This is a genomic window from Natrialba sp. PRR66, from assembly GCF_034808065.1.
GTDB lineage: Archaea > Halobacteriota > Halobacteria > Halobacteriales > Natrialbaceae > Natrialba > Natrialba aegyptia.
In genome coordinates this window covers 241,025-255,414 of record NZ_JAXHGN010000003.1, presented here as the reverse complement: position 1 = coordinate 255,414, position 14,390 = coordinate 241,025, and the positions used below count along the sequence as shown (strand labels likewise).

The following is a 14,390-nucleotide window of genomic DNA, read 5'->3' as shown; positions in this document are numbered from 1 at the left end:
AGTTGTGCCGTTACGTGCCGTTTTCGGGCCCGGTACTGTCGATCTCGGCACCGGAGCCGGTCGCACCCTCGCGTTCAGCCTCGCGCTCGTCGTCGAGCGCCCACTCGCGCGTCAGCGCCGGCGCGCCGCGAACGGCGATCGCAGCCGTCGCGAGGCCGAACACCAGAATTCCGACCGCGCCGACGGGGTTGACCACGAGTTCGGATCCGCCCTGGGCGAAGACGATCATGGTCGTGCCGAAGGCGTTGAACGTGCCGTGGAAGATCGACGGGGAGATGACCGACTCGGCGTTGAGCGTGATGTAAGTGTAGACCGGCGACATCGCGAGGCAGGCCGCGACCATGACCCCGACGCCGACGACGGGATAGTTCGGGTAGTTGTACCCCTCGAGGATCACCGGCGCGTGCCACAACCCCCAGACCAGCCCGGTCGCGGCCGAAGCCGGCCAGAAGCCGTAGGGGGCCAGTTCCGTGAGGAAGACGCCGCGCCAGCCGAACTCTTCGCCGAACGCGAACACCGCGTTGATCGTCACGCCGGCCACGACCGCGACGACGATCGTCACGAGGAGGTTGAGCGGCCAGTCCGGCAGCGACGGCCCGGCGGGTTGCTCCGCGTCGGTCGGCGCGAACTCGGTCCCCTCACCCGTCAACGGGTTCGCGTCCGGAACGAACGAAACGTCGGGGAGGAGCAAGGCGATCCCAGTCCCGAGGAGGATGAGCACGAGCGGGACGGCAACGGCGATTGCGAGCCAGCGAAGTCGTCCCCAGGGCGCGCGAAGCCCGGCTTGCTCGAACGACGGCGACCCGGTCAGACACGTCACGATTCCGGCCACCATCGGCGTGAACATGTACGCCGGCGCGAAGGCGATCATGCTCACGTCCGTCACGCCGGAGATGAGAACGAACGCGCCGGCGAGCACGATCAGCGAACTCAGAAAAACGACGATCGGGCGGCGGTCGGTCATCGATTCACCACCCGAAACGAGGGAGCGTCGTACTGTAACATGGCTGAACTGTACGCAATGGACGACTAAGTATCCTCCTTCTGATCCGGCGTCTGCGTCGGATCCCGAGTCCGGTTCCGGTTCCGGGGTGGGACACTCCCGCACCACAAAGCGGCTCCCGGCGGCCCGCAGAAACACAACACACACGAGTCGCGACACCGAACAGGCTGTATGAGCGACACCAACCGCGAGGAGAGCGATACGAAAGCCGGACCCGGTGCCGACGCTGACGCTGACGCTAACATCGATACCGACCAGTGGCGCGACGAACTCGAGGCCAAACGCGCCGAGAAAGACGAGTTCTTCGCCGAGCATCCACAGTCGCCGATCCCACCCGAAGAACGCGAGGACTTCGAGGGTCTCGACTACTTCGACCCCGATCCGGACTACCGCGTCACCGCGACCGTCGAGGCCCACGACGACCCCGAAGTCGTCCTGATGGAGACGACCGCGGGCCGAGAAATGCGGTACCTTCGAGCCGCTACCCTCACGTTCAACCTCGACCGGGCGGATGCCGACCTCGAAGACACGACGGCCGAACTCGCGGCGTACCAACTCGAGAGCCCCAACGAGGAAGCGTACTTCGTTCCCTTCCGCGACAAGACGACCGGCCAGCAGACCTACGACGGCGGACGCTACATGGAACTGGCAGCCGACCGAGACCTCGAAACCGGCGACGAACTCGTCGTCGACTTCAACCTCGCGTACTCGCCGTTCTGTGCGTTCAGCGAAACGTTCGACTGTCCGCTACCGCCGGAGGAGAACTGGCTCGACGTGGCGATTCCGGCGGGAGAGCGCTACGAGTAACGCTCGGCAGCGCACTGAGACTTTGTGACGCACACACGTCCGTTTCAACTGGACTCGAATAGCCAGTAGACGGGGATACACCATCGACAGAAGCGGTTCGAGTTGAAACAGAGGGGAATCCACCATCAGTGGGGAGGAACCGATGAGCGGCAACCATCAATCACCGCCCGTTGACTCTCTGTCACCGATACTGACACCGGACGTAACCGCCGATCAGCAACACCCTACGGGGCGACGCCGACGGTAAGCAGCGTCCCGAACTCGCGATAGCGTTCGACCATCTCCTCGCGAGTATCCCAGTTCTCCGTCGGGAATTCGGCCTCGGCAGGGATCGTGATCTCGCGGTCGGGAATGGTGTCCTGCTCGGCGACGTAGAGCCCCGACTCCCGGAAGGCATCGCGGTACTGCTCGCGGTCCCAGCGGGTCATCTCGATCGAGATTTTCTCTTGCCACTGGTGAGAGTGGACGTTTTCCTCGTAGTAGTTGACGGCGCAGTAGAAGGTTCCACTAGGACGAAGCACGCGAGCGATCTCCGCGAGCGTTTCGCGCGGATCTGCGGCGTAGTAAAATGCCTCCATCGACCAGACGTGATCGATCGTATTGGCGGCGAACGGAAGCGATCCGAAGTCACCGACGAGGTAGGAAACCTGCTCGTCATCCGTATAGCCCGCCGCGTTGTGTGCCATCTCGGGCGATCCATCGAGCCCGTAAATTCGACCCGCACCCTTGGTGTCTCGAAGCGCCCGGCCCGCATAGCCGCTCCCACACCCCAGATCGAGCACCGTGTCGCCGGGTTCGACCGGAATGCGTGCGAGTGCGTGCTTTGCCGTGTGCCAGTGGCGCTCTTCCATTCCTCGATCGCGACCGCTCGTGGCCCAGTCGTCGAACTCCTCGCGTACGCTCATGTCTCTTCTACGTCGCTCCGTGTGCAAAACGAGTTCGGCTTGCACCGACAGCCGAGACCGGCGACTGGCGTGTCACGATTGCGGTGTATTCTTACAGCGACAGATTCTTTAGGGTAGCCTAAAAATATACGCGTGGAGAGAAACAGGCCGGCCGAACTACCGTGGGCATCGGTGGTGGCCGTCACTGACGGCGCGACTCTCCGAATGGCGATCTTTTAGCGAGTAGCCGGAAACGTACGACAGCAAGAGCGGCATGGGGAACTCGACGGAGACGACGATGGGGGCGAGTTTACATCGATCCGCACTATTAAGTCGATCCCGGAAGTTGTTCACGCCAGTATGGATTACACGCTCGAGATCGAGGAGACACCCACCGCAGTACCGGGTGGGACAGGCATTCTCTTGCTCCATCCAAGTACCGGCGAAACCGACCGCATCGACACCGATTTTCTCAAAACCGATACGGATCATTTCCTCGTCGTCTCCACTCGAACGACTGCCCGCGAGGCCAAGCAGAAACTCGAGTACTACGATGTCGACGAAGACCGCGCCGAAATCCTCGACACCCTCAGCATCGAACACGGCTATTCGCGCCGCCAGAGCGACAGCGTCCACTACGTCGCTGCCCCCGACGACATCGACGGCATCGTCGACCACATCGACGGCTTTCTCGACGCCCACGACGGCAAACTCAGAATCAGCTTCGACTCCGTCACTGAACTCGCCTACTACGCCGGCGATGAAGAAGCACTCGACGCCGTCGACCGCATCCTCGAACTCCTCGCAACGTACGACGCCGTCGGCCTCTTTCACGTCTCCGAAGACCCCCACGATCCCGAACTCGTCGAGCGGTTCCGCGAGCGCTTCGATGGCGTGATCGACCTCGACGAAGACGGGAGCATCGACGTCGATTTCTGACGACGACCGCGGTGAGTTCCCGAAACGCGTCCGCATCGCTCCACCCGAACTCGAACCGCCAGGTGATGTCCGCCTTCTCGTCCCCCAGGACGTCGTTCTCACTCCGCAAGCGCATCGAATGTCTTCTCCGCCCATCTGATCGCGTACTCGGGTCCGTGGTGACGATACGCATCCGTATCGAGCGCCCCGAACGGTGCCGGTAACTCGATCGCGTGTTTGATCGCCGCACACGCGAGTTCAGTCGCGTCCGCAAAATCCGTGTCACCGCGTGCGACCGCCCGCGACAATTCCCCAACGCGGTCTTCGAGTCTCGTTCCCGCATCCTGCCAGGAATCGCCGAGGACTGTGCGGTCGGCCTGGTCGTGCCACGTCGCGAACGTCTCACGCGTCTGCAGCCCCAGCCAGCCGTCGTACAGCGCCGCAGCGATCTGGTAGGTGCTGTTGGGCCCGCGCTCGACCGCCCGATCGAGGTCGACGTACTGCTCTTCGAAGAACCCGAGGAAGTGTTCGGGCGTCTCGAGTCCCAGTTCGACGAACGCCTCCGCGAGCAGGAACTCGATGAACGGGTCTGGAGACCCCTCAACGCGCGGTTTGACGAGCACGATCGGCGGGTCGGTCTGGCGCGTCCAGACGACGCTGCCGTCGCCCGGCATCCCGATCGTCAAATCCGAACTCGCATAGCGAGCGAGCAGTGTCGGGGCATCTTCGGGGAGCCACGCGTCGGGATAGTTCACCGGGTCGAGTCTGTCGACGAGCAGGCCGAGATCCTCCGCCTGCGCCGGCGGCAGCGTCTCGAAGTCACGTTCACAGTCAATAACGAGTGCGTCCGGAGCGTGTTCGTCCCGAACGGCCTCGACCGGGGATGAAAGGTCGCGGGTCTCGAACATCAGGCGAAGACGCTCTGGAAGACCAGCAGGATCGACAGCAGCGCCGATACAGCGACCGTTGCGACGACAACCTTGGTTGCAGTGCTCATGGTCCGAACCTGTCGCCCGTCTCGCTTAAATCCATCTGTCCCGGCCGAACGGCATGCGGTCTTCGGTCTACGGCACGCGGTCTTTAGTCCGCGATTCACGGCTACAGGATCACAACCACAGGAGAAACAGCCCTCACTCGCCCTCATCGCGCCACGAATCCGGAACGTCGATTACGTATCGACCGTCCTCCTGCAGCGAAATAATGTACTCCTCCCGGTTATACAGCTCCATTAGATTAAGCTCGTACTGTCCGGGCTGGACGATCTTGATACTCTCGAACTGCTTGTTGAGTTCTTCCCGCAGTTCTTCCATCGACGGGGTCTCCCCCGTCGGTTCGCTGACGACACGCCCGTGGTCCGGTGACCCTTCGGCAGCCGCCTGTGCATTGCCGGAAGGCGAATCTGTCGGAGGAGCCGAACCCGGACCCGGTGCCGACGGCGATGCCGGATCACTGGGCGAGGACAGAGACGAGTCCGATTCGGACGACACTGTCGACCCGGTCGGCAACTCGTCCGTCGGAACCACCTCGCTCCTGGCGTCCGACTGCGCCGTATTCTCGCTGTCCGCCATCGTCATCCGACTCGGCCTTGTACTCGAATCCGGACCTGCACTCGAACTCGTCTCCGAGTCTGCAGGCGCGGCCGAACGCGGCTCCACATCCGAGCTCGGACTCGGACTCGAATTCGAACCCGAACTCGAATTTGAACTCGATTCCGATACATCACCGTGCCCGCCCTCCGGACTCGTCGATCGGTCTTCAGGACGGCGAGCAGTATCGGGCCACTCCTCGAACGATCCGAGTTCACCCGACTCCGCTTCCTCCGCCGTCTCCGCCGACGAGTCACCAGCTGAACTCGTATCTGCAGCCGCTGTTTCCGCTGTCTCGGAAGAGGAAGGAGACGAAGAGGAGGATCCGGTAGATGGCCACGCCGACGACTCGTCGACCGACGCATCCGCTTCGTCTCTCGAAACCCAATCACGGACGGTTTCTGCGGCGCGAGAGGTCATTCCGCTGGAATCGGGTTCTGATTCCACCCCCGATTTCGACGTTGACGACGACTTCGACTCCGCTCCCGTCTTCACCGAGTCGGATGGCTGCTCCGCCGCCGAGTTCCGGCCGGCGCTCGAATCCGCTGCTGACCCCATCGCCGACGACGGCGTAAACTGAAACTTGTTCCCGTTGCAGTCGGGACAGCCCGAGAGCATCTCCTTGGAGCCATCGGGAAACGTCCGACCGCAGTTCGTGCATTCGTGTGGCATGAGTTTCTAATCACGGGAGACGAGCGCGCTGATCAGCGTTTCGTCCTTGTGTAGGGTCTCGATCTGGTTTGCCGGTCCGATTACCGTCAACTTCGTCTCTGACTCGTTGTTGCCCATGATCCGGCCGAGCAACGACGAATCGCGCGTCTCCGATTTCGGATACGTCTCGATCTCGATCCCGTTGAACTCGTCCGGACTGATTTCCGACATCGTCACCTCGATGAGACGGCTCTCCTCGTCGGGCGTCAACCCTTCTTCTAAGATAACGATGTTGCCATCGTGAACGCCATCGAGGATCATCCGAATCTTCTCCATCGTCGCCATGTTGTCCATTCGCTCGCCGCTGATGAGATCGATCTGGACACCGTCAGAGTCCGGGGAATCCGAGTCGTCCGCGTTAGTAGCCTCTGGCATAGGCGATCACCCGAAGTACTCCGCGATAGAGTCGTACACTTCGTCCATGTTGTCGCCTTCCTTTGCCGACAGCGGGATCGTCTTGTGCTGTGGGAAGGCGTCTTCGATACGTTTGATGCTCGAGTCGTCGAGATCGATCTTGTTCGCGAAGATGAGCACCGGCAGATCGCGAGATTCGATGATGCCGATCAGCATCGTATTGACCTGCGTGATCGGATCCTCGGCACTATCGAGAACGTAGACGACGCCGTCGACGTCCTCTCGAAGCCAATGCATCGCCTCGGCGACGCCTTCGGTCGCCTCTCGCGAACGGCGGATGGCATCGTCTTCTTCCATCTCGTCCGTAAACTCCTCGTAATCGACCTTCGTCGTCACACCGGGTGTGTCGACGATATCGATCGTCACCGTCTTGCCGTCGCGTTCGATCTCGACATTTTCTTTCCTGCGCGCGCGCCGCGTTTCGTGTGGAACGTGGCTTTCGGTCCCGATTGCATCGCCAGTCCAGTCGCGGGCGATTCGATTCGCGAGCGTCGTCTTTCCAGCGTTCGGCGGACCATAGATACCGATTCGTTTGGGTTCCTGTTCGGAGAACAGGCGGTCCGTAACCCGAGAGATACTATCTTTGAGTTCTGTGAACAGTCCCATCTGTAGGGCCCTCCAGCACCGCGGGGTGCATCTGCGCGTACTACTGACTGAACTCACTTAAGCCTACGTCAAACGTATTGAGATTCAGACAACACAGAACGGATATCGATCATGTTCGACATTGATGATCCGTGAGACCGATCGGCGAGCTCCGATGAAAAATGACCCTTCGGGCAAACCGGTCAGTCAAAGCATGACACAAGACCACGTGGTATTATCTACCATCCATCCATGCTCGATACATCATTACGAGTTCAAATCTGCGTCCGGCGGTAGTGAGAAGAGTGAACATGATAGTGCATGAATGAGGATACATTCATTATAGAGTGTTATATACTTCTCCCTCCCCCACCCCTCCGTTTCAACTGGAGAGTTCCGAGAGAAGACGGCGATCTCGATGGCTGAGAGAGAAGAGAGGCCTCCGTTTCACCTCGAACGATGGTCTGAGCCGGTCTTCGTCCAGAATAGCCGGAAATCGACTATTCTAGTAACAGAAAAGAGTTCTCTAGTAGAGTAGATCGGTAGAGAACAGCAGTCTAGTTACATCTAGTAATATTCTTAGATATCCTAGTAAGATATATTCAACTGCTAGTGGTACGGACCGTATTTCTCACCCACCGACATAAATCCCTGCCCTCTAGATAACCCCCTCCCCCACCCCACCCGTTGTAACAGTTCCACCTGAAACGAAGGGGTGGGGGGCATCGGTCCAAACGACAACTCACAATTCACGGTTCGACGCTGTCCGGCTCATCGCTTCCATAATCACCATCACACTACTGGCAATGACATCCACCGACAACGCATGATCTTCAGCGAACCAGTTACGACCTCCCCGTTCGAACGACTCCCGTCCCGAGTACGGTCGGACTCGAGTTCAGTCGGAGTTCACCGGCCGATTGGAAGCGACACGCCGGGCCGAACGACTTTGCACCCGGTCCAGCCTTTGGACTCATCACCATCCGTGAACTGAAGGGAAGAATTTAATATCACGCTCTTCCTCTGTTTCGTTTGCATCAACTGGATCCGAATCGCGTTACTGAAACAGTAGACTAGCCGCTCTGGCTCGTCTATCCTACGAAATCTTCGCTGTCGGGTTCGGATCTGCACCCGAAACGAGGGGGTACGTGTACGACGAATGTCAGACGACGAAATGGACCGAACGAGTTCGGAGACAGCTACAGAGCGGAATGGAACCGAGAACGGCGAGTCCGCATCCAATTCGGGTTCACGTGCCGATATCGATACCGATACCGTCGATGCCGTGTCTGAGGCCGACGCTGATCCCGATATCGGGGATCCAGACGCCGAATCCGACTCCGCGCTTGATTCCGATCCTGCTTCCGCTGTTGCCCCGGACCGGCACGAGAGTCCGGGAGCAGATGGCGAACGCTCAGACGCTGGATCCGAGCACGGTCAGCGCTCACCGTCTGCGGATGCACAACCACACACGCAGGCACAATCACAGTCACAACCGGATACCACCGAATCCGATCGAACGCACGGATTTTCTAACTTGCCCGACACCGAACTCGGAGGCGGCGGAGACGAGGACGATTCGAACCAAGGGCTGTTCGACGATCTACTGAGTGGCGAACCCATCTTTGAGAACAAAGAGGTTCTGCGGCCGTCCTATACGCCCCACGAACTCCCGCATCGAAGCGACCAGATCAACAAGATGGCGACGATTCTGGTCGCCGCACTTCGCGGGGAAACGCCGTCAAACATCCTCATCTACGGCAAAACCGGAACCGGCAAGACCGCAAGCGCGAAATTCGTCAGCAAAGAACTCGAGAGCACATCCCAGAAGTACAGCGTGCCATGTGATGTCGAGTACATCAACTGCGAGGTAACCGACACGCAGTATCGAGTTCTCGCCCAACTTGCGAACAAGTTCATCGAAAAGAACAAAGCTCGGATCGACGATCGGATCGAGTCACTCGATGCGTTGCGCGATCGTATCGAGACGTACGAGAACGGTGAACAGACCTCTATTTCAAATCGAACTGATTCTTCTGAAGGAGCCTCTCCAAGTGGAGATTCTGGATCACGTCCAGTTGAAGGAACGGGGTACGATTCGACGAATGATCCGGCGACGGATTCGGTTGCTGGATCGCCCTCCACAGCGGACGATTCCCAGCCTCAGTCGACCGCCCACCCCCTCGATAGCACCGAATTCGACTCGATCGACGCGGTCGAAACACGGATCGACTCCCTGGAAGCGGACAAGGAATCCTTCGAAGAGGTTCCGATGACTGGCTGGCCGACAGACCGCGTCTACAGCGTCTTTTTCGACGCTGTCGACTACGACGAACGGGTCGTCGTCATCATGCTAGACGAGATCGACAAACTCGTCGAGAAAAGCGGCGACGATACCCTGTATAACCTCTCGCGGATGAACTCCGAACTCGAGAACTCGCGCGTTTCGATCATCGGCATCTCGAACGACCTCAAGTTCACGGACTTTCTCGATCCGCGCGTCAAATCCTCGCTCGGTGAGGAAGAGATCGTCTTCCCGCCGTACGACGCAAATCAGTTGCGCGATATCCTCCAGCACCGCTCCGAAGTCGCGTTCAAGGACAATGCGCTCTCTTCGGACGTGATTCCACTGTGTGCTGCCTTCGCCGCCCAGGAACACGGGGACGCCCGCCGCGCCCTCGACTTGCTCCGGACTGCCGGTGAACTCGCAGAGCGCGCCCAGGCGGAGACGGTCGTCGAAGAACACGTCCGCAAGGCCCAGGACAAGATCGAACTCGACCGCGTCGTCGAGGTCGTGCGCACGCTGCCGACACAGAGCAAACTCGTCCTCTTTGCGATCATCCTGCTCGAGAAAAACGGCGTTCACAGCATCAACACGGGCGAGGTGTTCAACATCTACAAGCGCCTCTGCGAGGAGATCGATGCCGACGTGCTCACCCAACGGCGGGTGACCGATCTCATCAGCGAACTCGACATGCTCGGTATCGTCAATGCCGTCGTCGTCTCGAAGGGTCGATACGGGCGGACGAAGGAGATCAGCCTCTCAGTGCCGATCGACGAGACGGAAGCCGTCTTGCTCTCGGATTCGCGTTTGAGCGATATCGACGACATTCAGCCGTTCGTTCAGGCGCGGTTCGAGAACTGACGTTCCTGCGGTGGGTCAGCAATTGGCGCTTCTTGGCGGGCGGAACTGTCGAAGCATAGATACCGCTGGACTCGCTTCGACAGCATATGCAACGACGAACGGTACTTTCGATGGCCGGTGCGACCGGTGGGATGCTCGCGCTGAGCGGTTGCCTCTCGAATGGCGGACTGTTCGGGTCGAACGATCGAATCAATAAGAACGGCGAAATCGCCATCACGGTCGACGGCGAGTCGTTCGAGACGAAATCACAGTTCCAGTCCGAAAACGTCGACAACGAGTCCGCCGCCTTCCACCTCCACGAATCGAACGGCCGCTGGTACATGGAGGGCAAGGAACCGGTGACGGTTGCGGAAGGGATCGACTTGCTCCCCTCCTTCGAGTTCGAAATGGCATCGGGAACGCCCGTGATGACGATCGACGGCACGGAGTACGACGCTGGCGAGCCGGGAACGGAAATTTCGTTCAGACTCGACGGAGAGGAAATCGATCCGACCGAGCACGAACCATCCGACGGAGATGAACTCGTCGTCGAAATTACGACCGAGGAGGAAGGGGAAGAAGCGGAAAGCGAGGGCGAGGACGCGGCGAACGTATCGGACGAGACGGAATCTGACTCCGAGAACGGAAACGAAGATGAAAACGAAACTGCCGCCGTCTCGGCCGCCTCGGCCGTCTCGAACGGGAACGACTGAAAAGCAACTCTTCGCTTGACGTACCGCGGCTCGCGTTCTTTCGTACTGGTTACGATCGATATCGGCCCGCTGCAGCGACGAGGCCGGCACTTGCGCTCATTCCCGCTCCGGCAACTGCTCCGGTACCGCCGAAACCGATCGGTGCGATGCCGGGTGTCGACGGTGCGAGCATGCCGCCGAAGAAGCTGTCGAACGCGAGTCGGATGTGGCCGAGCCACGGGATCCGGTACATCGCTTTTCCGGTGACCCAGTCTGGGTGAACGATGGTCGTCCTGGCACCGCCTTCGTACTGGTCGTATCCGTTGTTGTTGTCACCCTTCGTCACGAATCCGTCGTGTGGGGCCGGACAGGTGCGGACCTGATTACAGGTCACATCGCCGACGATGTCCTCGTCCGCCTTCGTCTCGATCCAGTTTTCGTCCTCCTCGACCCAGAAGTGGGCGCGGTGGATCACCGGCGTCTGCCGTGAATCGCCGTTCGGGAGGAAGACGATGACATCACCGGAGCCACCGAACTTGTCATACCCGCTCTCCTGTGCATTTTCGCGCGTGACTATCCCAGTCCCGTCGATGGGATTGTCGCCGACGAACCGGTTGTCGTCGACGACGAACACGAGATCGCCACGCTGCATATTCGGCTCCATACTTCCACTCTCAACGGCGACCAGCGGCGGCCAGATACCACTGACAGCAAACAGGAGCAATCCGACCGCCGCGACGATCGCAACGCTGCTCAATACGTCCCTGACGACGACGACACTGCCGTCGTCCGACTGCAGGAACCAGCGGATAAGTCCGTCGTCCTCGATCGTGACTCGGCTCCCATTACCGGTACCATCTCTGTCGGTGGTTCCTCCGTTCGGTCCGGTCCGTGCGCCCGATCGAGCGCTCGCGTGCCCGCTTTCGGTCTCCGTTTCAGTTTCACTCTCAGTCTCGGCCGAGTTCACCGGCGGACCCGTCGGTTGATCCCGGTCGTGCTCGCGCTCGTTATCGCCGGTCGTGTGTGCGGGGGGGCCGGGAGTGTCAGAGCGGTCAGTTGGCCCACGATCGTCGGTATCGTCCCACGCGGAGCCATCACCACTGCGGTCACCACCATCGTCATCGGTACCACCCGAATCAGGGCCGCTCATCGTCCCTGGTTTTGCCGGGGTTCGCAATCAACTTTCTGCTCGTGGTTCCCGAACTGTCTGAATCCGAACGCGTCGCCGGGAACGATAACTGATCCGCTACCCTTTTCTCTCCGGTCACGAATACGAATCGTGTGCCACTCGAGGGGGCAGCCAGGATCGTCAGCGAACTCACGAGCCGCGGGTACAACGCCGAGCGAGAGGCCGTCACGAAGATCGCATCGGCGGAGAACCCGCCCGCGGTGCTCGACCGCGTCGTCGACGAACTGCCGGCAGACGCGCTCGTCGTTCGAACCACCCACGTCGATGCGGTCCTGACGGCTGCGACGCACCCCTCGACGGCGACCGATCCGGATCGTCCGTCCGAACCGCTCGACTCGAAACAGGGGGCCGCTCGGAACGGAACACCATCCTCCGCTTCAACTGGAGTAGAAACAGCCAATACGCACGATTCTGCAGGCGATTCTCCAGTCGAAACAGGGGGGTCTCACATCGATCGTGAGGTCGACCTCTCGAAGCGGTCGCTCGAAATCGCCGGTGACATGACCGGTCAGAGCACGGGCACCGGCGCGTACGAGGATTTCGTGTCCGTCTTCCGGGACCGGCTCGACCGACTCGGCGGCAAGCTCCGCGGCCGGGTCAATCACCGCCCCGCGACGGCCATCCAGAGCATGCCGGGCGGGAGCGAGGCCGGGATGGTCGGACTGGTCAACGACATCCGCTCGACCGCGAGCGGCCACTGGCTGATCGAACTCGAAGACGCGACGGGGACCTTCCCGTGGCTCGTGATGAAAGACCGCGAGTTCGCCGATCTGGTCGATCAACTTCTCTGTGATGAGGTGCTGGCGATGGAGGGAACGCTCTCAGACGACGCAGGAATCGCGTTCGTCGATTCGCTATATTTCCCCGACGTGCCCCGCACGCACGAGCCGTCGACGGCCGATCGCCACGTCCAGGCGGCGTTGATCAGCGACGTTCACGTCGGCAGCCAGGAGTTCATGGCCGACGCCTGGAACGCCTTCGCCGACTGGCTGCATACGGAGCAGGCCCAGCACGTCGAGTACCTGTTACTTGCGGGCGACATGGTCGAAGGGGTCGGGGTCTATCCGGACCAGGATGACGAACTCGATATCGTCGACATCTACGAGCAGTACGAGGCGTTCAACGAGCACTTAAAGCGGGTGCCCGGGGATCTGGATATCGTGATGATTCCGGGCAACCACGACGCGGTTCGGCTGGCGGAACCGCAGCCGGGCTTCGATGAGACGCTCCGGGACATTATGTCCGCACACGATCCGCAGATCGTGAGCAATCCGTCGATGGTGACGGTCGAGGGCGTGTCCGTCCTGATGTATCACGGTGTCTCGCTGGACGAGGTAATCGCCGAACTCCCGGAGGAGAAAGCGAGTTACGAGGACCCGCACAAGGCGATGTACCAGCTGCTCAAGAAACGTCACGTCGCGCCGCAGTTCGGGGGCCATACGAGACTCGCCCCCGAGGAGAAAGATTACCTCGTCATGGACGAGGTACCCGACATCTTCCACACCGGTCACGTCCACAAACTCGGTTTCGGGAAGTATCACAACGTGCTCGCGATTAACTCGGGCTGTTGGCAGGCTCAGACCGAGTTCCAGAAGAGCGTCAACATCGACCCCGACTCCGGCTACGCGCCGATCGTCGACCTCGATACGCTCGATGTGACGGTTCAGAAGTTCAGCTGATCCGCTCGTTGTGTTCTTTGCATCGTTCGCGTTCTTTGTGTCGTTCACATCCGTCTCGTCGTTCGCGTCGGTTCCGGTTTCCGTCGGGTGACGGCAGTGACCGTCGCATTCCCGGCATCAACCGCAGTTACGGCTCTTCTTCGACGACCAACTGCGTTCGGATGTATTCGGAGAGTTCGTCTCGCGCGGCACGAATCGGTTCGTCGCTCCCCGTCGTGACGCGCTGCATTTGTGCGCCGTTGATCGTCGCAACGACGAACGCGGCGGTTCGTTCCGGATCGACCGGCCGGAAGACGCCGTTCTCGATGCCGTCGCGAACGATGTCGGCGAGGTGCGCGCGGAAGAAGTCGTCCGTATCGGCGAACTGCGTGCGGAAGGCGTCGTCGTACGGTGCCTGTCCGCGAAGGGCGGTGAGCGCGCCGAGGAAGTCGGCGTGATTCGAGTCGAAACTTCCGAGGGAGTACTCGACGATCGTCCGCAACTGCTCGCGGGCGTCGTCGAAGCCGTCGGTCGGCACGTCAGCTTTGAACCGCTCGAGGAGGAACTCGAGGAAGGCGACGAGCAACTCGTCCTTGCCGTCGTAGTGTTGGTAGATGAGCGATTTGCTCTTCGGGAACTCGTCGCCGATACGCTGGATCGTCAGGTCCGAATAGCCGTGTTTCTGGAGCGCATCGTAGGTTGCTTTCATCATTTCGGTGCGCGTCTCGTCGGGTGACGATTCGAACGGATCGGGTGCATCCATATGAATGAACATTCATTTACTAGCTATATACTTTGCCACTTCGGCTACCCGTGAGC

General features: G+C 60.3%; 13 protein-coding genes and 1 pseudogene. 5 read left to right on the top strand and 9 right to left on the bottom strand.

Going from position 1 to position 14,390, the window contains the following annotated elements; translation table 11 throughout:
* Window positions 1-10 precede the first annotated feature (10 nt).
* On the bottom strand, window positions 11-964 hold the full coding sequence (locus tag SM755_RS11720) for a CPBP family intramembrane glutamic endopeptidase (RefSeq protein ID WP_323172814.1): 954 nt from the start codon (window positions 962-964) through the stop codon (window positions 11-13).
* 210 nt (window positions 965-1,174) lie between these two features.
* Here SM755_RS11720 and SM755_RS11715 point away from each other — a divergent pair, with 210 nt between their 5' ends.
* Window positions 1,175-1,810 (top strand): DUF1684 domain-containing protein, encoded by a 636-nt coding sequence (locus SM755_RS11715; RefSeq protein ID WP_323172813.1) that lies wholly within the window; start codon window positions 1,175-1,177, stop codon window positions 1,808-1,810.
* Window positions 1,811-2,034: 224 nt separating this feature from the next.
* Here the strand turns inward: SM755_RS11715 and SM755_RS11710 are convergent, their stop codons facing one another.
* A complete protein-coding gene (locus tag SM755_RS11710) occupies window positions 2,035-2,715 on the bottom strand; it encodes a class I SAM-dependent methyltransferase (protein ID WP_323172812.1) in 681 nt (226 codons plus the stop codon).
* Between the two features lie 339 nt (window positions 2,716-3,054).
* On the opposite strand from SM755_RS11710, the gene SM755_RS11705 reads away from it, so the two are divergent.
* Window positions 3,055-3,633 (top strand): hypothetical protein, encoded by a 579-nt coding sequence (locus tag SM755_RS11705; protein WP_323172811.1) that lies wholly within the window; start codon window positions 3,055-3,057, stop codon window positions 3,631-3,633.
* Between the two features lie 98 nt (window positions 3,634-3,731).
* Here SM755_RS11705 and SM755_RS11700 read toward each other — a convergent pair whose 3' ends face one another.
* The 5 genes and pseudogenes from SM755_RS11700 to SM755_RS11680 form a co-directional block, all read right to left on the bottom strand.
* On the bottom strand, window positions 3,732-4,520 hold the full coding sequence (locus SM755_RS11700; protein ID WP_323172810.1) for a hypothetical protein: 789 nt from the start codon (window positions 4,518-4,520) through the stop codon (window positions 3,732-3,734).
* Window positions 4,521-4,742: 222 nt separating this feature from the next.
* On the bottom strand, window positions 4,743-4,922 hold the full coding sequence (locus SM755_RS11695; RefSeq protein WP_006665230.1) for a Zn-ribbon containing protein: 180 nt from the start codon (window positions 4,920-4,922) through the stop codon (window positions 4,743-4,745).
* Window positions 4,923-5,678: 756 nt separating this feature from the next.
* Window positions 5,679-5,816: pseudogene (locus tag SM755_RS11690) on the bottom strand (hypothetical protein); the annotation flags it as partial.
* A gap of 60 nt (window positions 5,817-5,876) precedes the next feature.
* A complete protein-coding gene (locus tag SM755_RS11685) occupies window positions 5,877-6,284 on the bottom strand; it encodes a DUF2073 domain-containing protein (protein ID WP_006110825.1) in 408 nt (135 codons plus the stop codon).
* A 6-nt stretch (window positions 6,285-6,290) separates the two neighbouring features.
* Window positions 6,291-6,929, bottom strand: a complete 639-nt coding sequence (locus SM755_RS11680; RefSeq protein ID WP_006665232.1) for an Era-like GTP-binding protein — start codon at window positions 6,927-6,929, stop codon at window positions 6,291-6,293.
* Window positions 6,930-8,067: 1,138 nt separating this feature from the next.
* Between SM755_RS11680 and SM755_RS11675 the strand changes: the two genes are divergently transcribed.
* Window positions 8,068-10,053: an AAA family ATPase gene (locus tag SM755_RS11675; protein WP_323172809.1), complete on the top strand. Its 1,986-nt coding sequence runs from the start codon at window positions 8,068-8,070 to the stop codon at window positions 10,051-10,053.
* 86 nt (window positions 10,054-10,139) lie between these two features.
* Complete coding sequence (locus tag SM755_RS11670) at window positions 10,140-10,745, top strand: hypothetical protein (protein WP_323172808.1); 606 nt, start codon at window positions 10,140-10,142, stop codon at window positions 10,743-10,745.
* A gap of 49 nt (window positions 10,746-10,794) precedes the next feature.
* Here SM755_RS11670 and SM755_RS11665 read toward each other — a convergent pair whose 3' ends face one another.
* The gene (locus tag SM755_RS11665; protein ID WP_323172807.1) at window positions 10,795-11,874 is read right to left on the bottom strand and encodes a S26 family signal peptidase; all 1,080 of its coding nucleotides are present in this window, start codon (window positions 11,872-11,874) and stop codon (window positions 10,795-10,797) included.
* A gap of 131 nt (window positions 11,875-12,005) precedes the next feature.
* Here SM755_RS11665 and SM755_RS11660 point away from each other — a divergent pair, with 131 nt between their 5' ends.
* On the top strand, window positions 12,006-13,592 hold the full coding sequence (locus SM755_RS11660) for a DNA-directed DNA polymerase II small subunit (RefSeq protein ID WP_323172806.1): 1,587 nt from the start codon (window positions 12,006-12,008) through the stop codon (window positions 13,590-13,592).
* A gap of 127 nt (window positions 13,593-13,719) precedes the next feature.
* Here the strand turns inward: SM755_RS11660 and SM755_RS11655 are convergent, their stop codons facing one another.
* Window positions 13,720-14,334 (bottom strand): TetR/AcrR family transcriptional regulator, encoded by a 615-nt coding sequence (locus SM755_RS11655; protein WP_323172805.1) that lies wholly within the window; start codon window positions 14,332-14,334, stop codon window positions 13,720-13,722.
* Window positions 14,335-14,390 lie beyond the last annotated feature (56 nt).